Origin of the sequence: Burkholderia sp. E168m22 (genome assembly GCF_001319805.1) — a bacterium.
GTDB classification, from domain to species: domain Bacteria; phylum Pseudomonadota; class Gammaproteobacteria; order Burkholderiales; family Burkholderiaceae; genus Burkholderia; species Burkholderia orbicola.
Window position 1 is genome coordinate 1 of the sequence record NZ_BBSK01000150.1, and the last position, 22,139, is coordinate 22,139.

General features: G+C 69.1%; 27 protein-coding genes. 13 read left to right on the top strand and 14 right to left on the bottom strand.

Features of this window, described 5'->3' with window-relative positions; translation table 11 throughout:
• The 3 genes from AP428_RS33070 to AP428_RS33080 all read left to right on the top strand — a co-directional run.
• On the top strand, positions 1-549 hold a 549-nt coding region (locus AP428_RS33070), incomplete at its 5' end, for an ABC transporter permease (protein WP_156349367.1).
• 13 nt (positions 550-562) lie between these two features.
• Entirely contained in the window at positions 563-1,432 is an 870-nt protein-coding gene (locus tag AP428_RS33075) for an ABC transporter permease (RefSeq protein WP_011545477.1), read from the top strand.
• Positions 1,429-3,108 carry an ABC transporter ATP-binding protein gene (locus tag AP428_RS33080; protein WP_011545478.1) on the top strand — a complete coding sequence of 560 codons (1,680 nt, stop codon included), beginning with the start codon at positions 1,429-1,431 and terminating at the stop codon, positions 3,106-3,108. Before AP428_RS33075 ends, AP428_RS33080 begins: the two co-directional genes overlap by 4 nt.
• Before the next feature lie 122 nt (positions 3,109-3,230).
• Here AP428_RS33080 and AP428_RS33085 read toward each other — a convergent pair whose 3' ends face one another.
• Positions 3,231-3,443 carry a twin transmembrane helix small protein gene (locus AP428_RS33085; RefSeq protein ID WP_006489184.1) on the bottom strand — a complete coding sequence of 71 codons (213 nt, stop codon included), beginning with the start codon at positions 3,441-3,443 and terminating at the stop codon, positions 3,231-3,233.
• A complete protein-coding gene (locus AP428_RS33090) occupies positions 3,440-3,790 on the bottom strand; it encodes a hypothetical protein (protein WP_041489201.1) in 351 nt (116 codons plus the stop codon). Before AP428_RS33090 ends, AP428_RS33085 begins: the two co-directional genes overlap by 4 nt.
• 242 nt (positions 3,791-4,032) lie before the next feature.
• On the opposite strand from AP428_RS33090, the gene AP428_RS33095 reads away from it, so the two are divergent.
• Both AP428_RS33095 and AP428_RS33100 read left to right on the top strand, forming a co-directional pair.
• A complete protein-coding gene (locus AP428_RS33095) occupies positions 4,033-4,791 on the top strand; it encodes a YoaK family protein (protein WP_011545480.1) in 759 nt (252 codons plus the stop codon).
• Between the two features lie 96 nt (positions 4,792-4,887).
• The gene (locus AP428_RS33100) at positions 4,888-5,073 is read left to right on the top strand and encodes a ribbon-helix-helix protein, CopG family (RefSeq protein WP_006489181.1); all 186 of its coding nucleotides are present in this window, start codon (positions 4,888-4,890) and stop codon (positions 5,071-5,073) included.
• Between the two features lie 65 nt (positions 5,074-5,138).
• On the opposite strand, the gene AP428_RS33105 is transcribed toward AP428_RS33100, so the two are convergent.
• Positions 5,139-5,975 carry a spermidine synthase gene (locus AP428_RS33105; RefSeq protein WP_011545481.1) on the bottom strand — a complete coding sequence of 279 codons (837 nt, stop codon included), beginning with the start codon at positions 5,973-5,975 and terminating at the stop codon, positions 5,139-5,141.
• A 67-nt stretch (positions 5,976-6,042) separates the two neighbouring features.
• Positions 6,043-6,396, bottom strand: coding sequence for a zinc ribbon domain-containing protein YjdM (locus AP428_RS33110; RefSeq protein ID WP_006498247.1), 354 nt, complete (start codon positions 6,394-6,396; stop codon positions 6,043-6,045).
• A gap of 373 nt (positions 6,397-6,769) precedes the next feature.
• On the opposite strand from AP428_RS33110, the gene AP428_RS33115 reads away from it, so the two are divergent.
• The 3 genes from AP428_RS33115 (at position 6,770) to AP428_RS33125 (ending at position 7,997) form a co-directional block, all read left to right on the top strand.
• Complete coding sequence (locus AP428_RS33115) at positions 6,770-7,021, top strand: HPr family phosphocarrier protein (RefSeq protein WP_034175845.1); 252 nt, start codon at positions 6,770-6,772, stop codon at positions 7,019-7,021.
• A gap of 65 nt (positions 7,022-7,086) precedes the next feature.
• Positions 7,087-7,308 carry a hypothetical protein gene (locus tag AP428_RS33120; protein ID WP_011545483.1) on the top strand — a complete coding sequence of 74 codons (222 nt, stop codon included), beginning with the start codon at positions 7,087-7,089 and terminating at the stop codon, positions 7,306-7,308.
• Positions 7,309-7,430: 122 nt separating this feature from the next.
• Complete coding sequence (locus AP428_RS33125; protein WP_011545484.1) at positions 7,431-7,997, top strand: GNAT family N-acetyltransferase; 567 nt, start codon at positions 7,431-7,433, stop codon at positions 7,995-7,997.
• Positions 7,998-8,019: 22 nt separating this feature from the next.
• Here the strand turns inward: AP428_RS33125 and AP428_RS33130 are convergent, their stop codons facing one another.
• Together AP428_RS33130 and AP428_RS33135 are read right to left on the bottom strand one after the other, a co-directional pair.
• Positions 8,020-8,241 (bottom strand): hypothetical protein, encoded by a 222-nt coding sequence (locus AP428_RS33130; RefSeq protein ID WP_041489202.1) that lies wholly within the window; start codon positions 8,239-8,241, stop codon positions 8,020-8,022.
• 23 nt (positions 8,242-8,264) lie between these two features.
• On the bottom strand, positions 8,265-8,597 hold the full coding sequence (locus tag AP428_RS33135; RefSeq protein ID WP_041489203.1) for a hypothetical protein: 333 nt from the start codon (positions 8,595-8,597) through the stop codon (positions 8,265-8,267).
• A 608-nt stretch (positions 8,598-9,205) separates the two neighbouring features.
• Between AP428_RS33135 and AP428_RS33140 the strand changes: the two genes are divergently transcribed.
• Entirely contained in the window at positions 9,206-9,916 is a 711-nt protein-coding gene (locus AP428_RS33140; RefSeq protein WP_011545486.1) for a response regulator, read from the top strand.
• A gap of 67 nt (positions 9,917-9,983) precedes the next feature.
• Here AP428_RS33140 and AP428_RS33145 read toward each other — a convergent pair whose 3' ends face one another.
• The 3 genes from AP428_RS33145 to AP428_RS33155 all read right to left on the bottom strand — a co-directional run bounded on the left by AP428_RS33145 (position 9,984) and on the right by AP428_RS33155 (position 14,774).
• On the bottom strand, positions 9,984-11,669 hold the full coding sequence (locus tag AP428_RS33145; protein WP_054928672.1) for an efflux transporter outer membrane subunit: 1,686 nt from the start codon (positions 11,667-11,669) through the stop codon (positions 9,984-9,986).
• Positions 11,669-13,261: a DHA2 family efflux MFS transporter permease subunit gene (locus tag AP428_RS33150; protein ID WP_011545488.1), complete on the bottom strand. Its 1,593-nt coding sequence runs from the start codon at positions 13,259-13,261 to the stop codon at positions 11,669-11,671. Before AP428_RS33150 ends, AP428_RS33145 begins: the two co-directional genes overlap by 1 nt.
• An 85-nt stretch (positions 13,262-13,346) precedes the next feature.
• Entirely contained in the window at positions 13,347-14,774 is a 1,428-nt protein-coding gene (locus tag AP428_RS33155) for an HlyD family secretion protein (protein WP_011545489.1), read from the bottom strand.
• A 159-nt stretch (positions 14,775-14,933) separates the two neighbouring features.
• Between AP428_RS33155 and AP428_RS33160 the strand changes: the two genes are divergently transcribed.
• Positions 14,934-15,128 (top strand): hypothetical protein, encoded by a 195-nt coding sequence (locus AP428_RS33160; protein WP_041489204.1) that lies wholly within the window; start codon positions 14,934-14,936, stop codon positions 15,126-15,128.
• 189 nt (positions 15,129-15,317) lie between these two features.
• On the top strand, positions 15,318-15,791 hold the full coding sequence (locus AP428_RS33165; protein ID WP_041489306.1) for an NUDIX hydrolase: 474 nt from the start codon (positions 15,318-15,320) through the stop codon (positions 15,789-15,791).
• Here the strand turns inward: AP428_RS33165 and AP428_RS33170 are convergent.
• The 5 genes from AP428_RS33170 to AP428_RS33190 all read right to left on the bottom strand — a co-directional run bounded on the left by AP428_RS33170 (position 15,766) and on the right by AP428_RS33190 (position 18,932).
• Positions 15,766-16,248 carry a hypothetical protein gene (locus AP428_RS33170; protein WP_011695022.1) on the bottom strand — a complete coding sequence of 161 codons (483 nt, stop codon included), beginning with the start codon at positions 16,246-16,248 and terminating at the stop codon, positions 15,766-15,768. The genes AP428_RS33165 and AP428_RS33170 overlap by 26 nt on opposite strands.
• A gap of 114 nt (positions 16,249-16,362) precedes the next feature.
• A complete protein-coding gene (locus AP428_RS33175; protein ID WP_041489680.1) occupies positions 16,363-16,842 on the bottom strand; it encodes a BON domain-containing protein in 480 nt (159 codons plus the stop codon).
• A gap of 173 nt (positions 16,843-17,015) precedes the next feature.
• Positions 17,016-17,522 (bottom strand): low affinity iron permease family protein, encoded by a 507-nt coding sequence (locus AP428_RS33180; RefSeq protein WP_011545494.1) that lies wholly within the window; start codon positions 17,520-17,522, stop codon positions 17,016-17,018.
• Positions 17,523-17,680: 158 nt separating this feature from the next.
• The gene (locus AP428_RS33185; protein WP_011545495.1) at positions 17,681-18,421 is read right to left on the bottom strand and encodes an FRG domain-containing protein; all 741 of its coding nucleotides are present in this window, start codon (positions 18,419-18,421) and stop codon (positions 17,681-17,683) included.
• A gap of 127 nt (positions 18,422-18,548) precedes the next feature.
• Positions 18,549-18,932 carry a DUF305 domain-containing protein gene (locus AP428_RS33190; RefSeq protein WP_011545496.1) on the bottom strand — a complete coding sequence of 128 codons (384 nt, stop codon included), beginning with the start codon at positions 18,930-18,932 and terminating at the stop codon, positions 18,549-18,551.
• A 332-nt stretch (positions 18,933-19,264) separates the two neighbouring features.
• On the opposite strand from AP428_RS33190, the gene AP428_RS33195 reads away from it, so the two are divergent.
• Positions 19,265-21,100: a thiamine pyrophosphate-requiring protein gene (locus AP428_RS33195; RefSeq protein WP_011545497.1), complete on the top strand. Its 1,836-nt coding sequence runs from the start codon at positions 19,265-19,267 to the stop codon at positions 21,098-21,100.
• Positions 21,101-21,386: 286 nt separating this feature from the next.
• A partial coding sequence (gene coxB, locus AP428_RS33200) for a cytochrome c oxidase subunit II (RefSeq protein ID WP_063934033.1) occupies positions 21,387-22,139 on the top strand: 753 nt, incomplete at its 3' end.

The window sequence follows — 22,139 nt, forward strand, 5'->3', positions numbered from 1 at the left end:
GGCCGCGCGGCATCGGGCGTCGAGCTGTTGCTCGCATCGACGCCGTCGTTCTGGCTCGGCATCATGCTGCTGTTCGTATTCAGCTTCACGCTGAAGCTGTTCCCGGTGGCCGGCGATCGCGGCTTCGCGTCGCTCGTCCTGCCCGCGCTGTCGCTCGGGCTCGCGCAGGGGGCGGTGATCGGCCGCGTGCTGCGGCAAGGCATCGAGCGCGCGCTCGACGAGCCGTACGCGCTGACGGTGCGTTCGTGGGGCATCGGCGGACTCGCGCTGCGCGTGCGCCATGCGCTGCGCCACGCGGCGCTGCCGGCCGTCACGCTCGCCGGCTGGCTCGTCGGCGGCCTGCTGAGCGGCGCGGTGATCACCGAACAGGTGTTCGGCCGGCCCGGCCTCGGCAAGGTGACGGTCGACGCGGTGCTATCGAAGGACATGCCGGTGATCCTCGCGATCGCGATCCTGTCGGCGGCCATCTACGTCACGCTCAGCACGGCCGTCGACCTGCTGTACCTGCTGATCGATCCCCGCCTGCGCGACCGCCGCGCAGCGCGTTGAACCGGAGACTTCGATGTCCACGCCCATCGACTTCACGTTGCGCTCGCCCGCGACATTCGCCGCCGCCGACTGGCTGCGCCGCCATCCGGGCCTCGCGCTCGCCGCCGTCTATCTGCTGCTGAACGCGATCGCCGTCGTCGCACCGGGCTGGCTCGCGCACTACGACCCGCTGGCTGCCGATCCGCTGTCCGCGCAGCTCGGCAGCAGCGCCGAGCACTGGCTCGGCACCGATCAGCTCGGCCGCGACATCTTCTCGCGGGTCGTGTACGGCGCCCGCTACTCGCTGTCGATCAGCGCGGCTGCGATCGGCGTCGCGACGCTGTTCGGCACCGCGCTCGGGCTGTTCGCCGGCCTCGCGCGCGGCTGGCTCGACGAACTGATCACGCGCGTGCTCGACGTCGTGTCCGCGTTTCCCGACCTGCTCCTCGCGCTGATGCTGATCTCGTTCACCGGCCCCGGCGCGGTCAACCTCGTGTTCGCGCTCGGCGTCGCGTCGGTGCCGCGCTTCGCACGCGTGGTGCGGGCGCAGACCTTCGTCGTCGCGGCGTCCGGCTATGTCGAGCACGCGCGCACGCTCGGCCTCGCGCCGGCGGTACTGGTATGGCGGCACGTGTTGCCGCATGCGATCGCGCAGGTACCGGTACTCGCGACGATCGGGCTGGGCACCGCGATCATCGGCACGTCGGGACTGAGCTTCCTGGGGATGGGACCGCAGCCGCCCGCCGCGGAATGGGGATTGATGCTCGCCGAGGGCCGCAACTATCTGTACAACGCGTGGTGGATCGCCGTATGGCCCGGCCTCGCGATCACCGCGGCCGTGATCGCGGTGAACGCGCTCGGCGGCTACTGGCAGGCGCGCTTCGAACATCGGGAGGCGGCATGAGTACGCCCGATACCGTTGCGCGCGCAACGACATCTTCCGCCGCGCCGCTGGCCCGCATCGAGCGCCTGACGATCGGGTTTCGCGGCCCGCGAGGAACACAGGCCGTCGTCGGCCCGCTCGACCTTGCCGTGCATGCCGGCGAATGCGTCGCGCTCGTCGGCGAATCGGGTTCCGGCAAGTCGGTCACCGCGCGCAGTCTCGTCGGGCTGAACGGCCCGCACGCGGTGATCGATGCCGCCCGGTTCGAGATCGCCGGCATCGATGCGCGCGGCCATCGCGAGCGCGACTGGCGCGCGATACGCGGCCGCCGGATCGGCTACGTGCTGCAGGACGCGCTGGTGTCGCTCGACCCGCTGTGGCGCGTGCGCGACCTCGTCGCGGAGGCGTTGCACGATACGCGTCGGCGCGATGTCGCCGCGCGCAGCGCCGACCTGCTGCGCTCGGTCGGCATCGACGATCCCGAGCGGCGGCTGCCGCAGTATCCGCATCAGTTGTCGGGCGGCTTGCGGCAGCGCGTACTGATCGGCACCGCGATCGCGGGCGGCGCGTCGCTGCTGATCGCCGACGAGCCGACCACGGCGCTGGACATGACCGTGCAACGCCAGATCCTGTCACTGCTGCGTGCGCGCCGGGACGCCGGCGACGCGATCCTGCTGATCAGCCACGACCTCGCGGTCGTCGCGGAGCTGGCCGACCGCGTGCTGGTGATGCGCGCGGGCCAGGTCGTCGAACAGGGGTCGGCACGCGACGTGCTGAGCGCACCGACGCATCCGTACACGCGTGCGTTGCTCGCGGCGATTCCCACCGCCGCGTCGCGCGGGTTCCGGCTGGCGACCGCCGAGCGCGTGCCGCTGCCGCCGAAGCGCATCGACGCGCAGGCACCGGTGCTGGCCGTCGACGCGCTGACGAAGCGCTACGGCGGACGCGATGCGCCGCCCGCCGTCGACGGCGTGTCGTTCTCGCTCGCGCGCGGCGAGACGCTCGGCATCGTCGGTGAATCCGGTTCCGGCAAATCGACGGTCGCGCGGATCGTGCTCGGGCTCGTCGAACCCGACGCCGGCACCGTCACGCTCGACGGCCAGCCATGGAACGGCATCCCCGAAGCCGCGCGGCGCACCCGCCGTGCGCGGCTGCAGCTGATCGCCCAGGACCCGTACAGTTCGTTCGATCCGCGCTATTCGGTCGGCCGGATCATCGGCGAAGGGCTCGAGGTGGTCGGACTCCACGGCGACGCGCGCCGCCGCCGCGTGCTGCAACTGCTCGACGAAGTGCAGCTCGGTGCGGCGTGCCTCGACCGTTATCCGCGCGAATTGTCCGGTGGCCAGCGCCAGCGCGTCGCGATCGCGCGCGCGTTCGCGTCCAACCCGGCACTGCTCGTCGCGGACGAACCGGTCAGCGCGCTCGACGTGTCGATCCAGGCGCAAGTGCTCGACCTGCTCGCCGATCTGCAGGCCGAACACGGCACCGCGATGCTGTTCATCTCGCATGACCTGGGTGTGGTGCATCACGTGGCCGACCGGATTCTCGTGATGCGACGCGGCCGCGTGGTCGAAAGCGGGCCGGTCACGCAGGTATTCGACGCGCCGTCGCACCCGTATACCGCGTCGCTTCTCGACGCACTGCCCACGCTGCCCGGCGGCACGGCTACCGCGCCGACGCTCACCGCGCTCGCATGACGGCTACCTGCCCCGGTCGAACCGCCTCGTTGGGCTGATCGACCACCGGTGCTCGCCGTCAAGTCCGCTTCGGCGCGATCACGCGGAATCGAACCGCCTGGCGCCCGCGCGGCAACCGCGCGTCAGCGCCCGATCGGCAACCCGGTCGGCTCGATCCAGCCGAGCTTGTACGCGATCAGCAGCGACAGGAACAGCGTGACCGACAAGCCGACGCGCGCGGCGAGCGACCACGCCATCCGCTTGGATTTGCCGCGATCGTGATTCATGAAGTACAGCGCGAAGATCAGGCTCGCGATGATCATCGCGAATGCCACAGAAACCAGCAGGGTTTTCATTGCCGTTGCCTTTGAAGATCCGAATCGGCCTGAATCAGTTCGGCCAGTTTTTGCCGCTCGTCGGCGACGCCGCCGACGCCCGACGCCGGCCAGTCCAGCGCGACGCCATTGCCCAGCGAATCGCGCACCAGCACTTGGTAGCGCCGGTCGTTGATCGTGCCGTGCGCCATCGTGTCCGAGATCTCGCGCCTAAACGGCAGCGGGAAACTCGCGTACGCGCGCGACAGCGCCGCGTATTGTCTCGCATCGATCTCTTTCGACGATGGTATGACAGTCCAGATCACCACGGCGACGATGGCGGTGAACGGGATCGCCGTGTAGCGAAGGATGAACTTGATCGGGGTCATGAAGCGGTGGGCAGAAGGGGATCGCAGGCGCGCGCCGCGCAGCGGCGAAACAGCCGGCCGGCGACGCATTGCACCATTGTACTGAAAGCACCATCCGGCCAACAGGGTATGATAATGACATTATCATGTTCATCACATGATTCCGCAGCCCGGTATCCGGTGCAAGCGGCGTGCCCGTCACGCCGCCCGGCATCGTTTTTCCGCCTGTGCCCGCGAATCCGCGACGATCGAGCGAAGCCCTTATGCCAGCGCAGTACTTTCGAAACCTGACGGGAAAACACCGCAGCGCGACCGCGAACCGCCAGCTCGGGTTTTCGCTCGCATTCGTCGCCGGCGCGGCCAATGCCGGCGGCTTTCTCGCGGTCAAGCAATACACGTCGCACATGAGCGGCATCGTGTCGGCGATCGCCGACCAGACGGCGCTCGGCGACGTGCGGCTCGCGCTCGCCGGCATCAGCTCGCTGGGGTCGTTCCTGATCGGCGCCAGTTGCTCGGCGATCCTCGTCAACTGGGGGCGCCGCCGGGGCCTGCACAGCCAGTTCATGCTGCCGCTGCTGGTCGAAGCCGGGCTGCTGTTGCTGTTCGGGCTGCTCGGCAGCCATCTCGCGCTGTGGGAAACGTTCTTCGTGCCGGTGACCGTGACGCTGCTGTGCTTCATCATGGGGCTGCAGAACGCGACGATCACGAAACTGTCCGGCGCGGAGATCCGCACGACGCACGTCACGGGCATCGTGACCGACCTCGGCATCGAGCTCGGGAAGCTGTTCTACTGGAACCGCTCGGCCATCGACGTCGACGCGCACGCGGTGATCGCCAACCGTTCGAAACTGCGGATACACGCGACGATGCTCGCGTCGTTCTTCGTCGGCGGCCTGGCCGGCGCCATCGGCTTCAAGCATGTGGGCTACGTGTCGACGGTGCCGCTCGCCGCGGTGCTCGTCACGCTCGCCATCGTGCCGGTGATCGACGACCTGCTCGCACTGCTGCGCAGCCAACGCTGATGGTGCGCCACGGGCAGTGCGCGCGGTGCGTGCGCGGTAACGCCGAAAGCGGATCGATTATAATTTGATTAACATACCGACCACCCTCGCCCCGTCATGGAAACGAAAACCGCCCGCCTGACCGTCCTGATCGATCCCGCGAAGAAGGAAGCCTTCGAGATGCTCTGCGCGGAGCAGGATCTTACGCCGTCGCAAGTCGTCCGGCAGTTGATCCGCGAATATCTCGACCGGCACGGCGTCACGTACAAGACCCGCAGCGCGATCGGCAAGCGCGTGAAGTAAGCGCGGCCGTCAAGGCCGCGCGGCGCCGGCCGGGTACCCCCCGGCACCCCGGCACCCCGGCACCGTTACGCGCCGATCTCCCAACGTTCGTGCGATTGCGCACGCCACACCAGCCGCCGCGGATCGATGCCCTCGCCGTGCTTCATGCGCCGCGCGGTGGCAGCGAGCTTCAGTTCGCCGGCCTGCGGGCAGGCGAGCGTCCGCTCCAGCAGGATACGCAACGACGGCAGCCGGCTGCCGTCCTTCCACGCGAATGCAACGAAGTTGTTGTCGTCGCCACACGGCACCAGCGCATACGACGAACCGAATACCGATCGCAGTTGCTCGAGGTGCTCCGGCAAGGCGGGATCGTCGTCCATGAAGTTGATCGCGAGCACGCCGGATTCGCTCAGGCGCGCGCGGCACATATCGAGAAATGTGCCGCCCGTACAGCGCCCGCGCCTCCCGTCGGCGACGAACGCGTCGTGCAGGATCACGTCCGTCCGGACGTCCGCCCGCTCGAGATGATCCGCGCCGTCCGCGCATACCACGCGAAAGCGCGCATCATCGGCAGGAATCCTGAACACGTCGCGCAGCGCGATCACGTCCGGATTGATCTCGACCGCGTCGAGCGTCGTGCCCGGCAAGTGGCGGTAGCAGTACTTCGCGAGCGACCCGCCGCCGAGCCCGAGCATGCAGATGTGCGCCGGCTCGGCCTGCAACAGCAGGAAACCCATCATCACGCGCGTATAGCCGAGCGCGAGCCGCACCGGATCGCGCAGCGACATGAAGCTCTGGGTGCCGAAATGATCGAAGTGCAGCGAGACCGCGTGCTGCGTCTCCAGCACGAACGGCCGGCCGTCGTTCAGCGGCGTCGCCAGGAACCTGACGAACGCGTCGTAGGAAGTTCGATCCTCGGCCATGTGCGGGTAATCGGCTGGAAATGCGGCGGATGAAAACGCGGCTGCAGCGGCTGCCTGAACCGTGCGCTCAGACCTTCTTCAGATAGCACGCCTTCAGCATGAAGCCGCCCATGTCGGTCTTGCAGTCGACTTCATGATCGCCGCCGACGAGCCGGATGCTCTTGACCTTGGTGCCCATTTTCAGCGTGATCGACGAACCCTTCACGCGCAGGTCCTTGATCAGCACGACCGAATCGCCGTCCGACAGCACGTTGCCGTTGGCGTCCTTGACGACGTCGCCCGCCGGTTCGTCGCCGGCCTCGGCGCCGGCGTCGGCCGACCATTCATGGCCGCAGTCCGCGCACACGGTCAGTGCGCCATCCGGGTAAGTGTTTTCCATCGCGCATTGCGGGCAGGCGGGGGCATTCATTGCAGCTTCCATTCGGGGAGAGGTTCGGGTCGATCGACGATGCCGGGCGAGCAGGTTGCATGCCCGGATGCGCCGCCATGCGGCCGCCGGCAGTGCCACGGGCCGCCAGCGGCGCACACGGCATTATAATGCAATTCACATGATATGCCCGATGCATTATAATCACCCACTTCCCGACAATCCGCGCACTTGAATGCGCCTTCGCAGCGGATGTCGGCATGTTCGCGCCGAATGGCGCGCGCACTCCGCCCGGCCGGCGCCCCGCGACCCTGCGGGAAATCGTGACATGCCGGCCGCCCGATGTCCGCAACACGCGCGCCACCGTGCAGGTCGCGCGCCGCTCCGCCCACCTGTCCGGAGGCTTTCCAGCATCGTGGCAACTGTCGTGTACGTTCAAATCGGCCCCGCCTGGAACCGTAATCGGGGCCGCGCCGCGCGCGACGCGACCGTCGACGCGGCACGCCGTTTCGACAGCGATATCCAGCTGATCGCGAACGGGCACGGCAGCAACGCAAAAGACAGCGGCGCGATCGCGTCGCTGCAGGTTCACGGCGGCACGTCGGCCCAGGTGCTCGCCACCGGCCCCGACGAGGAAGCGGCACTGCAGGCGCTGTTGCCGTTGCTGCAAGCAGGCTGACGCTTGCGCCGCCGATCCCGCGGCCACGCGCCGTCCATCCCGAAACGCCATTTCCCGAGGAAGCGATGAACGACAATCTCACGTCCAACACCCCCAACCTGTCGGCCTCCGCGATCTGGGCGCTCGAACGCCTCGCCGATGTTCGCTACGGCCGCGATGCGCCGGCGCTCGGCTGGTCGATCGCGCGGGAGCTCGTCAGCGCCGGGTTCGTCAGCCATCCCCCGCACGGCCGCTCCGGGGCGTCGATCACGGCCGAAGGGCGTTCCTTCCTGAAAAGCCGCAAGTAACGACCCTACGGGACGGGCACGATCGCACGTCATGCCCCGATGCGGGCGGGGCATTGCGCCCCGCTCGCCGTTTACGCGGTATCGTACGGAGCCCAAGCGCGGCAGCCGTGCCGCTTTCCCTCATGGAACGCCCGATGACATTCAGCGCCGTGCCCCCCGTCTCGTCCCCGCCCGTTCTCGACACGCCGCGCCTGATTCTCGAAGGCCATCCGCTCGGCGACTTCGACGCACTCGCCGCGATGTGGGCGGAGCCCGGCGTCGTCGCGCACATCTTCAACGGCACGCCCTCCACACCGCGCGACTCGTGGATGCGCATGCTCGCGTATCGCGGGCTGTGGCCGCTGCTCGGCTATGGCTACTGGGCGATTCGCGAAAAGGCGTCGGGCCGTTATGTCGGCGATCTCGGCTTCGCGGATTTTCATCGGAACATCAAGCCGCCGATTCGCGGCGTGCCGGAAGCCGGCTGGGCGCTGGCGACGTGGGCGCAAGGCAACGGCTACGCGACCGAGGCGCTCGCGGCCGCGCTCGCATGGCTCGACGCACAGCAGCGGTTCGAGCGCAGCGTGTGCCTGATCGCGCCGACCAACGTCGCCTCGATCCGGGTCGCGGAGAAAGCCGGTTACGGCGAGCCGCGGCGCATCCGCTTCAACGACGCCGATTCGCTGATGTTCTCGCGCAAGAGCCGGTAAGCGCGGCGAACCGGCAACCGGGTCAGTCCGCTGCCGGTTCGTAGCAATGCATGAAGAGGCCGTCTTCCATCGGCCAGCAGTTGCCGCATTCATCGCGCACGATCCAGTCGCCCGGCTTCACCGATCGCCAGCCTTCCGGCGTCGCGACCGCCCACTTGCCCTCACGACGCTCTACCCGTTCATGGTCGCCCTCGGCGAACCATCGTGTTGCATCGACCTGACTCGCGCGTTTTCTGAATCTCATGCCAGCACCGAAGGAAACGAATCTCAGTGCCGCGTTGCCGCGGCGCCAGTGTCGAGCGACCGCTGCCGCACTCTCAGCGCGTTCGTTGCCGCGCGGCTGGCGTGCAACGCCGTCCAGCCCTCCGCGACGAGCGCCTCCAGCGTTTCGCGCGCGACGGTGGAGATCCGGACATCGATCTCCTGCACTTTCATCAGCGCCGACATGACCTCGTCCGGTTGATCGGGTGCAAGCGCAACGATGAACGCCGAACGCATCTCGGCAGCGCGGACGGCCTCGTTCCAGTCGGCGCGCGCCACCGCGGCTTCGATCGCATGCGTGAGTGCATCGAGACTCAGGACGACTTGCAACGGCGTCATTTCGCTTCCCCGTGAATCCCGTGATTTCCGTGAATCATTCGTCTTGTCCGCTTGCCGGCCCGTCGCGAGCCGGTGCGGCATCGATCCGACCCACGCGCATCCCGGTTCCGCACGCGAGCCGCCTGACTCGACGTGTCGTCGAAGCCGGCGGTCGATGCGACCGGAAAACAGAGGCCATCGCAGTATGCGAGGCGCGTAAGTCAGGTTCGGGAATTGTAGGGACCGAGACGCGCCCACGTCGGTAATATTTTGTAATGATATGTCGACTAACCTTGCCTGGCCTGGGTTCGGCCGGTGCAAGGGAGGCTCGCCGACGCCGGATCGGCGCAAACGTTTTCGTCTGAAGGATGCCCGCTCGCGCATCATCGCGCGCGCCGCGCCGGACCTCGCATCGACCTGTTTCAACCTCACAAGCGGCCTGACGCTACCCACCCCGCGCTTTCCAATCGCCCGCAGCGATTGGCCCACAGCTAAGCTCACCGAACGATCCAGATTTCGTCACATTCCGTCGGAATGTTGCGCAGTATCATCCACGTCGCTTCGGCTACGACGCGTTCGGACTGGGCCTGACCGCTCGCCACCTTCCCGTTTTGCCCCTTCGTTTACCGATGCCCATTCGAATCCTGCTCGTCGAAGACGACGTCCCGCTGTCCGCGCTGATCGCCGACTATCTGCGCCAGCATCATTACCGGGTGGACACGTTGTTCGACGGCGCCGGCGCGGTACCGGCGATCGTCGCAAGCCGCCCCGATCTCGTGCTGCTCGACGTCAACCTACCGGGCAAGGACGGCTTCGAGATCTGCCGCGAGGCGCGCATGCATTACGACGGCATCGTCATCATGGTGACGGGCCGCGACGAACCGTTCGACGAATTGCTCGGCCTGGAACTCGGCGCGGACGACTTTCTCCGCAAGCCGGTCGAGCCGCGCCTGCTGCTCGCGCGGATCAAGGCGCAGTTGCGACGTACGCGCGTGCCGGCCGGCGAGCCCGTGCCGGATTCGCCGCAGCGATACGTGTTCGGCAAGTTCTCGATCGACCGGGCCGACCGTCGCGTGCATCTTCCCGACGGCAGCATGCCGCGCCTGACGTCGACCGAATTCGACCTGCTGTGGGCGCTCGTATGCCGCGCGGGCGAGGTGGTCAGCCGGGAAGACCTGACGCTGCTGCTGCGCGGCATCGCGTTCGACGGCCTCGATCGGTCGATCGACGGCCGCATCTCGAAGCTGCGCCGCAAGCTGCGCGACGATGCGAACGAACCGAAGCGGATCAAGACCATCCGCTCGAAGGGCTATCAGTTCAGCAAGCACGCGTGGGATTGAGGCCGCGCGCGGGCCGGCGAACGACGTTGCGCGAGCGCGGCTCGCGAAGCCCGGCACGCGCTTGCGGCTATCTGGTGCGTGCCGCCTCTGCCCCCGCATCCGAGTTCGTGCCCGAGCCGGCCTCCCATCCGCCGCCGAGCGCCTTGTACAGCGCGACGAGATCGGTCGTCTTCTGCAACGCGCCCTGCTCGGCCTGCTGCCGGCCTTCCGACCATTGCCGCTCGGCGTCCAGCACGTCGAGGAACGGCGACAGCCCTTTCCTGTAGCGATCGCGTGCGAGATCCAGCGCGCCCTGTTCGGCCTTCACCGCATCGTCGAGCGCGGCCGCGCGCGCCTGGTCGGTGCGGTACACGGCCAGCGCATTGTCGACGTCGCGCAGCGCGACGAGCACGGCCTGGCGGTAGGCGAGCGCCGCTTCCGCCTGGCGCGCCTGCGACAGCCGCAGGTTCGACACGAGCTGCCCGCCGGAGAAGATCGGCAGCGAGACGGCCGGTCCGAACGAATAGAACAGGTGCGACCAGTGCGCGAGCTCGCGCACGTGCGACGCACGCAACCCGACTTGCCCCGTCAACGAGATGTCCGGATAGAACTGCGCGACCGCGACGCCGACGTCGGCGGTGGCCGCATGCAGCTCGGCCTCCGCGCGGCGGATGTCGGGGCGCCGGCGCGCGAGCGTCGACGGCAGCCCGACGGGCACGGCCGGCGGCACGTCCGGCAACGCGCGCGGCGCGTCGAGCCAGTCGTCGAGCGCGCCCGGCGCGCCGCCCACCAGATACGCGAGACCGTTGCGCAGCAGCACGATCTGCTGGTCGAACTGCGGCAGTTGCGTGCGGATCTGCGCGAGCCGCGCCTCGGCGCTGCGCACGTCGAGATCGCTCGCGAGACCGTGCGCGGCCTGCTCGCGCGTCAGGTCGAGCAGTTCCCGCTGCGCGCGTTGCAGATCGTCGGCCAGCGCGCGCTGCGCTTGCGCGCCGCGCAGTTGCAGATAGGTCTGCGCGACTTCGGCTTCCAGCGACAGCAGCGCATCGTCGCGGCTCGCGATCGCCGCGCTCGCCTGCGCGCCGGCCGCTTCGACCGAGCGGCGCACCCGGCCGAACAGGTCCAGCTCCCACGATGCGTCGAACCCGGCCTGCCACAGGTTGACCGGCGCTTCGAGCGCATCGAGCGCGCCGCGCGCGCCTTGCTGCACGCTCGCGCCGGTGCCCGGCCCGAACCGGTCGAGCGGCGAGCCCGGCGCGCCGAGACGATCGACCCGCTGGTCGATGCCCTGCTCCTCGACGATCCCTTTCAGGCCGAGTTGTTCGCGCTGGTAGCTCGCGGTCGCACGCACGTCCGGCAAACCCTGCGCGGCGGCCGCGCGGACCTGCGCGCGCGCCTGGGCGATGCGCAGCACGGCGGCCTGCACGTCGAGGTTGTCATGCGCGGCGCGCTCGACGAGCTGGTCGAGCAGCGGATCGCCGAACGCGCGCCACCAGCGCGGATCGGGATCGGCGCTCGTCACCGGCGACGATGGCGCATGTGCGCCGGGGGCCGATGCCGCTGATGCAGCCGATGCCGCTGACGCGCCCGATGCCGGCGATGCCGCGTCCGCGGCCTGCAAGTCATGCCAGTTGGCCGGCGCGTCCGCCTGCGGCGGCTTGAAATCCGGTCCGACGGTACAGCCCGCAAGCACCGCGCAGGCGGCGAGCATCGCGGCGATTCCGCGTGCGGGTAGCGAATGTCGGCAACGGCCGCGTCGATGCATCGTCATCATCAATGCCCTCCCGCGCCGCCCGCGGCCTTCGCCGGCGAGAACAGGAACGTCAGCGGAATGCTGAACGCGCAGAACACCGCGAGGATCGCGAACACGTCGATATACGCGAGGATCGTCGCCTGTTCGATGAAGGTCTGGTACAGCCGCCCGCTCGCCGTCTGCAGCGCGGCCGACGGCTGCGCGCCCGTCAGCGCGCCGATCGCGCGCGCATTCTCCTGCAACGCATCCTGGAAGTTCTGCGACAGCGTCGACATGTGCGTGGACAGATGCGCCATGCGCGCCTGCGTGCGCTCGCGGATCAGCGCGGTCGACACCGAGATGCCGATCGAGCCCGCGACGTTGCGGAACATCGTGAACAGCGCGGACGCGTCGTCGTTGAGCCGCTGCGGCACGGTCAGGTACGCGAGCGTCGTGATCGGCACGAACATGAAGCCGATCGCGAGCGACTGCGCGCAGCGGATCAACATCAGGTGCGTGTAGTCGATGTCCGGCACCAGCGTGCGCGAATAGATCAGCGAAGCGCACAGCAGCACGAAGCCGAACCCGACCAGATAGCGCGTCTGCACGTGCGGCATCAGCCGGCTCACGAGCGGAATCTCGAGCGTGATCAGCAGCGCGCCGGGCGACAGCACGAGCCCCGCGAGCGTCGCCGTGTAGCCGAGACGCTGCTGCGCGAGCTGCGGCACGATCACCGCGCTGCCGTACAGCACGGCCGCGAACGTCGCGATCGTCACGCAGCCGAGCGCGAAATTGCGGTCGCGCAGGCACGACAGGTCGACCACCGGTTTCTTCGTACGCAGCAGCCACAGCGTCGCGCCGACCAGCCCGAGCACGGACAGCACGGCGAAGACGCGGATGAAGTTCGAGCCGAACCAGTCCTCGTCCTCGCCGCGATCGAGCATCACCTGCAGGCAGCCGAGCCCGATCGCGATCAGCCCGATGCCGATGTAGTCGATCGAGATTCCGCGTTCGGCGTCGCGCCGCCACGGCGGGTCCTCGACGAGCTGCATCACCGCGAGCACGGTCAGCGCGCCGATCGGCACGTTGAGCAGGAACACCCAGCGCCACGAGAAATGGTCGGTGATCCAGCCGCCGAGCGTCGGCCCGAGCACCGGCGCGACGACGATCGCGATCGCCGAGATCGAGAACGCGCGATTGCGCTGCTCGGGCGGAAACGTATCGAGGATGATCGACTGCTGGTTCGGCTGCAGCCCGCCGCCGAACAGCCCTTGCAGCACGCGGAACACGATCAGTTCGCCGAGGTTGGTCGCGACGCCGCACAGGAACGAGCACACGGTAAACGCGGCGATGCACAGCAGGAAGTAGCGCTTGCGGCCAAGCAGGCGCCCGAGGAACCCCGAAATCGGCAGCACGATGCCGTTCGCGACGAGATACGACGTGAGTGTCCAGGTCGCCTCGTCGTAGCTCGCCGACATCGTGCCGGCGATGTGCGGCAGCGCGACGTTGACGATCGTCGTGTCGAGCACTTCCATGAACGCGGCGAGCGTGACGACGATCGCGATGAGCCACGGATTCGCGGCGGGTCGCCAGGTGCCGCCGGACGCGCCGCCGCGCTCGGGCGGCCGGCTCATCGGCGGGCCTCGCGAAACGGGAACGGCATGCGGGTATCGGGCATCGGATCGCTCCGGTCGGCACCGGCCGCGGCACGGCGGCCGGTCATTTGAGGTGAACGGTCGGCACGGCCGACAGGCCGAGACCGAGCGGTGGACGGGTCGGCAGCGGGCCGTCGAGCACGATCTTCACCGGCACGCGCTGCACGATCTTCACGAAGTTGCCAGTCGCGTTCTCGGTCGGGAACGCGGAGAAACGCGAGCCGCTGCCGAGCTGGATGCTGTCGACGTGGCCGTGCAGGTCGAGATCGGGATACGCGTCGACCGACACGTCGACGCGGTCGCCGATGCGCATCCGCTCGAGCTGCGACTCCTTGAAATTCGCGGTGACCCACACGCGCGGCGTGACGATCGAGAAGATCGACGTGCCCGGTTGCAGGAACGAGCCCAGTTGCACGTTGCGCCGCGTGACCCAGCCGTCGGACGGCGCGCGCATCTCGCAGTACGACAGGTTCAGGTTGGCCGTCTCGAGCTGCGCGCGTGCCTGCAGCACCTGCTGGCGGCGTTCCTCGACGGCGGTCTCGGCCTGCCGGATCTGCTGCGGCACGAGGCTCGCGGTGCGGGCCTGCGCCTGGGCCATCGCGACGTTCGCGTCGGCGGTCGCGCGCTGCGCATCGGCCGCGTCGATCGCCTGCTGCGAGGTTGCGCGCGCATCGACCGCCCGCTGGCGGGACTGCGCGGCGAGCGCCTGCCGGTACGCGGCTTCCGCCGATTCGATCTGCGCGCGCGCCTGCCGGTACTGGGCCGGATACTGCACGCGCGCGATATCGAGCTGCACGCGCGCCGCGTCGAGCTGCGCCTGCGCGAGACCGAGCTGGGCCTGCGCCGCGTCGACCTGCGCGCGGTAGTCGCGCGGATCGATCTCGACGAGCACGTCGCCGCGCCGCACGAAGGTGTTGTCGTCGACCGCCAGGCGCGTCACGTAGCCGGACACGTGCGGCGCGACCGCGATCGCGTTGCCGTCGGTATACGCATCGTCGGTGCTTTCCTGGTTGCGCGTCGCGAACCACCACACGAGCCCGCCGATGAGCAGCACCAACACCACCGCGCCCAGGATGATCAGCGGCTTCTTGCCGGGCCGCTTGCGTTCGCCGTCGTTGCCATCCCCGTCGCCGCCGGTGCGGCCGCCGCGGTCGTCGTGCGGATGGTCGTCGCCGCCACCGCCGCCCGGCGCGTCGGTCGAGTGCTCGCCGTTGCGGCCTGGCGCGGCGCCCGAGCCGCTGCCGCCGCCGGACTGGCCGTCGCCTGCACGGGCGATGGCGGTGGACCAGCGCTGGAACGCAGGCGCTAACGCCGGCCAAGGCACGCGCATCGGCGCCATCGGCCTCATCGGCGTCGACAGGGCGACACCGGCCACCGCCGGCGCGAACGCGTCCGGCGCGCCGGTGCGTCGCGGTCCGGGCGTCAACGCGCGCCGGACCGCGACGCACCATCGCTCACGAACGGACAACGGGCACAGGATCGCATCGGGCATGAAACGGGGCTCCAGGCGGCGGCGCGGGCGACATTGCTCGCGCCGACCTCAAGCGCGCGATCAAGCAAACGGCGGGCCCGGCCACCTGCTTCGTCCGACCGCGGCATGCACGATGCGCGACGCGTGCATTACGACCGCCCCCGACAGGACTCGCGAACCATGGCACGCTCCACCTCGCTCGACACCGATACACGCGGCGAAGATCGCGGCGACAGCACGCCCGGCCCCGAAGGCAAGCGCCGCGGCACGGGCACGCCGCCGCCGCGCAGCGCCCACGACCCCGCCGAAGGCAAGCCGACCGAGCCGGAAAGCGGGACGCCGCATCGGCCCGACGAACCGGACGACTCGCGATAGTTCATACGTCGCGCCGCACGGCCCGCCCTCGATGGCCGGCGGCAGAAATGACAAGCCGTTGAAAAATCGCGGACGGCGATCGGGCAGCGGCCCTGAAACGTCCGCATGCCGGCCGGCGCGGCGGCGAAGCGGGCATGCACGTTGCTGTACAAGGCCGTGGATCTTTCAATCACCCGTTGCCTGCCTTGCATGACGCTACCCGACCCGGCCGATTTCCCTGTTCGCGCGGTGCCGCTGGCGCCGCTGGCGAAGGAACGCGCGACGATCATCTGCCATCGCAACCAGCGTGTGCTGCTGGTCGCGCGCGGGCGAGCGTCGCGCTGGACACTGCCGGGCGGCGTGATTCGGCGCGGCGAATCGGCGCTCGACGCCGCGCATCGCGAACTTCGGGAGGAAACGGGGCTCGCCGATCTCGAACTCGCGTATTTCTTCTACGTGGACGGCAGCGTGAAACGCCATCACGTCTTCGTCGCGAGCCTGCCGCTCGGCGCGCACGCGTGCCCGGGCCGGGAAATCGCACTGTGCCGCTGGGTCGGCATCGACGCGGTATCGCACTGGCCGGCCAGCGCGCCGACGCAGCGCATCATTCGTCAGTTCGCGGGCCTGTGCGCCGCGAGCGACCTGCAACCGCGCGCGCTCACGCGTCTTTCGTCGTCTCGTTGAGCTCGGCGACCGGCGACCGAGGATCGCGCGCGAGCCCTTGCGCGAAGACCTTCAGCCCTTCGAGCAGCGGCGTCAACGCATCCCACAGCGCCTCGTCGTGCAGCAGCCGGTAGACGCCGCGCACGCCGGGCGCGACATGCTCGTGCTGAGACGGCTGCCACGAGCCGACGTGATGCAGCGCGTCGGCCGCCGCGAACGCGGCACGGCTGAACTGTTCCGGCGGAATGCGCGACAGCGCCGTCACGAGCACCGCGAGATTCTCCATACCGCTCTGCATGCCGGGCTTGTCGAGCGCGTCGACGAACGTGTCGGCCAGTCGCGCGTTCGCGCTGACGACTTCGTTCGCGAAGCGCAGGAAGCCGTGCCGATGCAGGCTGCCGAGGAGGTGTTCGAGCGCGTCGTGCGCGCCGGGCTCCGGCTGCGGAGGCGTCGTGTCGGGGGGCTGGCGGTCGATCATGGGCTTGCTCCGGTTGGGGCGCCAGGCTGCCGTCGTGCCGGCAGCCGTGCGTGCGCCGAATGCGTGTCGTACTCGTTCACCGGCCCCCCGCCGGTGCGGGCAGCCGCGGCCGCGTCACTGCGAATGACCGTCGGGCGACGCCTTGTACTCGCTGCGCGCGCCCATCGCGTCCTCGACGTGATGCACGCCATGCAGCGCGGCGACGCCGTCGATCAGCGCCTGACGTTCGGCTTCCTCGACCTGTCCGGTCAAGCACACGTTGCCGCGCTCGACGCTCACGTCGATGTCGCGCGGGCGGGCGACGAGCCGGCCGAGCGCCGCGCGCACGCGCTCGGCCACCTGCACGTCGCTCGCATCGCCCGCGAGCCAGTCCGCCCGCAGGCCGACGATCGCGCCGCGCGCATGGTCGGCCGCCCGCTTCACCTGCGTATTCGCATAATCGGCCACGTCGTGCCGGCCCGCAACCGCCTTGTCGCGCAGATAAGCGCGTCGGCGCCGGCCGGACGCCGGATCGAGGAAGTACATCGCGGCCGCTCCGCAAGCGACGGCCACCGCAAGGTTCAACAACGGGTTCGAAGGGGTTCTGGAGTTCATGGAGGCACCGTAGGCAATACCCGGAACGACCGGGCTTCGTTTCGGCATGCAGCACGTGCCGTTCCCCGCTGCGAGCGGCGCATGTGAGCCGTCGCACCACGGTGCGCCGACCGAAACGACAAGCGTTTGAAAAATCATCGGGCCGCACATCGCTCGATCGGAAGATCCGACGATCAGGATTCGGGCGGCGTGTCGGCCGTTTCCGCGCGCTTGCCGCCCGGTTCGTCCTCGCCGCGCTCGGCCGCGCGCTGCGCCATTTCGACATAGGTCTGCGCCAACGCGCGCAATTCCTCCTCCGACGCATCCTCGATCCCGATCAGCCGGTCGCTCGCCGCGCGCGTGACCGCGAGCAGTTCGTCGAGCTTCAGGTGCAACGCCACGCTGTCGCGGTTCTGGTTGCGCTGCAGCAGGAACACCATCAGGAACGTGATGATCGTGGTGCCGGTGTTGATCACGAGCTGCCACGCGTTGGAGTAATGAAACAGCGGCCCGCTCACGAGCCACAGCACGGTGATCGCGACCGCGCTGCCGAACGCCACCGGCGAGCCGGCCCAGGTGGTCACGCTCGACGCAAAACGTTCGAACGCGCGGGTGACGGCGTTTCCGGCCGGCCGGGAACCGGCGGCGGGCCCGCACGCCGTGTCGCGACGACCGCGCGGTGGTTCGTTGGGTTCGCGCATGAAAGCCTCCGGATTCGATGTTCTGTTTGAATCGCGCGCAGGAGCCGCCGCGTCGCCTGCCGCGAACCGGTCGCAAGCCGGGCGTTTGGGGTTCGGTCCCGTGTACGCGCCGTCGAGGACAAGCATCGCGCGTGCCCGGCCCGCAGCCCGTGTGGGCTTTACCGCGGCGCGTGTGTGTCCTCGTCGTCCGGGAAATAGCGCGTGTCGGTCAATTGCGCGATGCCGTCGAGATCCGGAAAGATCGTCGCGACGCTCACGCCGACACCGGCGAGTTCCTGCCGGATCGTCGCGAACCGGGCGCCCGGCACGACGATACGCATCAGGCGGCCGGCGAGGTCCCCATGCTGGTCGAGCGGCACGAAGCGCTCGGCGCCGGCGTCGTAACAGTGAATCGTGAACCAGCCGTCCTGCGCGGTGATTCTCGGCATCACGTGCCGCGGACGGAACACCTTGGTGCGCGTGACCTGCAGCGGCGCGCGCCGTTCGGCTGCGGTCGCGATGTCGTCGGCGTCGTGCGACAGGCACCACACCACGCCGTCTCCGCCCGCTTCGCCCGCGCGCCTGACCGCGAACCACAGCGCGGCCAGCGCGTTGCCGGACCAGTCGAGCAGGCGTGTGCGCATCCCGTGCTGCTGCGCGAGCGCGAGCCAGTCGCACGCATCGAGGTTCTGCCCGGGTTCGAGATGCGGCAGTGCGCGCCGCGTGAATTCGTCGAGCATCCGCGCTTCCACGTCAGGCGACGCGCGCTGCCGAGCGATGCCCGGCACGAGCGGCCAGCCGGCGTTGCACTGGCCGCGAAAGAGCCGCAGCGCCATCGTCTGCCGCTGCGCGCCGATCGCGGCCATGTAGTCGGCGACGCTGTCGATCGAACGGCCTGCCGTCTCGTGCTCACCGTCCATGCATCGCGCCTCCTTTCGCAGCCGATAGGACGCACGGCCATCGCCTCGGCACGTGTCCGGTATCGCCACTCATCGGATGCCGAACCATCGATACAGCCGGCTGCGTATCGCCGTCTCGCATCGCGGCTCACGGCGTTTTGCCGCGCTCCTTCTGCCAGCGCTCCATCAGCGCGATCTCGTCGCGCTGCGCGGCGACGATCCGGCTCGCGAGCTGCCGCAGCGTCGGGTCCTTGCCGTATTTGAGCTCGACCTGCGCCATGTCGATCGCGCCCTGGTGATGCGGCGCCATGTGTGAGACGAAATCGCGATCGGCGTCGCCGGTGTACGGCGCGCTCTCCATCGCTTCCATCATTTTTCGGTCGGCGCGCTTGAACGCCTGCGTGGACGTGTCGGGCACGCTGGCTGGATTGGGTGGGCGCAACTGGGCTGCCGCGGGCAGCGCCGACGCGCACGCGGCCAGCAGTGCGCAGGCGGCACAGCGGCGCAGGAATGATCGGTTGAAGGCAGGCATGCCCCCTCCTCGCTAGGAAAGTGAATGGTTCGCGTGTGCGGTCTTGCTCGTCCGGACGCGTGACGGCGGGTGCCGGCGATAGTCGCGCCATGCGATTCACTGCCAGCGCGCATCCGCATGCGGCTGCGGGCCGGGCGGTCGGCACACGGTGCGCGCGAGCGCACACGTCGTCGATCGCCGGCGCGATGGAACGTGCCGTCGCCGCGCTCCGGTCAGCTTGCTTTTTTTGCTTGCGGATGCGGCGTGCAACCGCCGTGCCCGACGCACGCGGCGCGGCATGTGCCTTGCGCGGCTGCCTCCCATCGGCTCATCCCGAACCAAGGAGAAACGGCATGGCGACAGTGGCGGATTTCATCGTCGAGCGACTGTACGACTGGGGCGTGCGCCGCATCTACGGCTACCCGGGCGACGGCATCAACGGCTTTTTCGGCGCGCTGAACCGTGCGGACGGCAAGATCGAATTCATCCAGGCGCGCCACGAGGAGATGGCAGCCTTCATGGCGTCCGCGCATGCAAAATTTACAGGCGAGCTCGGCGTATGCGTCGCGACGTCGGGCCCCGGCGCCGCGCACCTCGTGACGGGCCTGTACGACGCGCGGCTCGATCACATGCCGGTGCTCGCGATCGTCGGCCAGCAAGCGCGCGCGGCGCTCGGCGGCCACTATCAGCAGGAGGTGGATCTTCCGGCGCTTTTCAAAGATGTTGCAGGCGCATTCGTTCAGCTTGCGACGGTGCCGGGCCAGGTGCGCCATCTGGTCGACCGCGCGGTGCGCACCGCGCTCGGCGCGCGCACGGTCACCGCGCTCGTGCTGCCGAACGACCTGCAGGAGCTCGATTACGCGCCGCCGAAGCGTGCGCACGGCACCGTACATTCGGGCGTCGGCTACACCGCGCCGAAAGTCGTGCCGTATGCGGACGACCTGCGGCGCGCGGCCGACGTGCTCAACGCGGGGTCGAAAGTCGCGATGCTGGTGGGTGCCGGCGCGCTGAAGGCGACCGACGAGGTGATCGCGGTGGCCGACCGGCTCGGCGCGGGCGCCGCGAAAGCGCTGCTCGGCAAGGCCGCGCTGCCGGACGACCTGCCGTGGGTCACCGGCTCGATCGGGCTGCTCGGCACCAAGCCGAGCTACGAACTGATGACCGAATGCGACACGCTGCTGGTTATCGGCTCGGGTTTTCCGTATTCGGAATTCCTGCCGAAGGAAGGCCAGGCGCGCGGCGTGCAGATCGACCTGAAGGCCGACATGCTGAGCCTGCGTTACCCGATGGAAGTCAACCTCGTCGGCGACAGCGCCGAGACGCTGCGCGCGCTGCTGCCGCTGCTGAACGAGCGGCGCGACACCGCGTGGCGCGACCGGATCGCGCAATGGAACCATGACTGGCACGACGCGCTCGCGGCGCGCGCAGCTGCGAAGGCCAGCGCGGGGCGCGGCGTGAATCCGCAGCGCGCGTTTACCGAGCTGTCGCCGCGCCTGCCCGACGACGTGATCCTGACGAGCGATTCGGGCTCCTGCGCGAACTGGTATGCACGCGACCTGATGATGCGGCGCGGGATGATGGGTTCGTTGTCCGGCGGCCTCGCGTCGATGGGCGCCGCGGTGCCCTACGCGATCGCCGCGAAGTTCGCGTACCCGGTGCGCCCGGTGATCGCGATGGTCGGCGACGGCGCGATGCAGATGAACAACATGGCCGAGCTGATCACGGTCGCGAAATACTGGCGCCAGTGGCCCGACCCGCGCTGGATCTGCATGGTGCTGAACAACGAGGACCTGAACCAGGTCACGTGGGAGCAGCGCGTGATGGAGGGCGACCCGAAGTTCGACGCGTCGCAGCAGATCCCGAACGTGCCGTACTACCGCTTCGCGACGCTGCTCGGCCTCAAGGGCATCTACGTCGACGATCCGGAACAGCTCGGCGCCGCGTGGGACGAAGCGCTCGCGTCCGATCGGCCGGTCGTGCTCGAGGTGAAGAGCGACCCCGAAGTGCCGCCGCTGCCGCCGCACGTGACGCTGCAGCAGGCGAAGCATTTCGCCGAAACGCTGGTGAAAGGCGACCCGCGCGAGGGCAACGTGATCGTCGAGACCGCGCGGCAGGTGTTGTCGGCCGTGCTGCCGGGCAACGGCGAACATGGCGGCAAGAGCGGCAAGGGAGGGAAAGGCGAATCGTAAGGCCGCGGGACGGCACGACGCACGGTCGATTCTTTTTGCGATGATGGCCGACACGCCGCCGCTGTCGCGTCGTTCCGGAACTCGATCGGCACAGCAAACGGCCTGCCGCTTGCCACGCGGGCGCGTAAAAATGCGCCGCTCGATTTACAAGCCGGCTGTAACGCGCCGGCTGTTGTGCCCGCCGTCCCGCCCCCTCACGACCGCATACGTACGAGCGGCGCGCGCACGAAATTTGCTCTGCCGCGAACGGCTGTCGTCACGCCGCCGAATGCGGCAAGGAGTCGTGTTGCTCGTTCCGCCGTTCAGGAAAACGCGTCGTATTACACGCATCGCACCGTTCGCGTGGGCGGCCGCGCCGATCGTCGCGCGCGCGGCCGCCGAGCCCGTGGCGCCCGGCAATCCTGCCGCGCCGCTGCCGCTCGCGTACGTCGTGCATGCGGCCGGCCCCGCCGCGCAGCCGGTCTTCGTGCTCGGCTGGGCGCTGCTCGCGCTGTGCACGTTCGTGTGCGTCGCGATCGCCGTGCTGCTGCTGATCGCGCTGTTTCGCCGCCGCGTGCAGGCGGGCGGCGGCTATGGCAGCGGGCTGACGATCGTGACCGTCGGCACCGCGATCTCGATCCTGCTGCTGTTCGGCGCGCTCGTGTACATGCTGCGCGTGCTGGGTGCGGTCGCGGCGCCGCCGCGTCCGCCCACGCTGACGATCACCGTGACCGCGCAGGACTGGTGGTGGGCCGTGCGTTATCCCGACGATGCGGACGGCCGGGGCTTCGTCACGGCGAACGAGATTCATATTCCGGTGGGCCAACCCGTCGCGATCGAACTGAAGAGCGCCGACGTGATCCACGCGTTCTGGGTGCCGCAACTCGCCGGCAAGACCCAGACGATTCCCGGCCAGACCAATCGTCAATGGCTGCAGGCAGACCGGCCTGGCGTCTACCGCGGCCAGTGCTCGCAATACTGCGGCGCGCAGCATGCGCACATGGCGTTCGAAGTCGTGGCCGAGCCGCCGGCCGCGTTTCATGCGTGGCTCGCCGCGCAG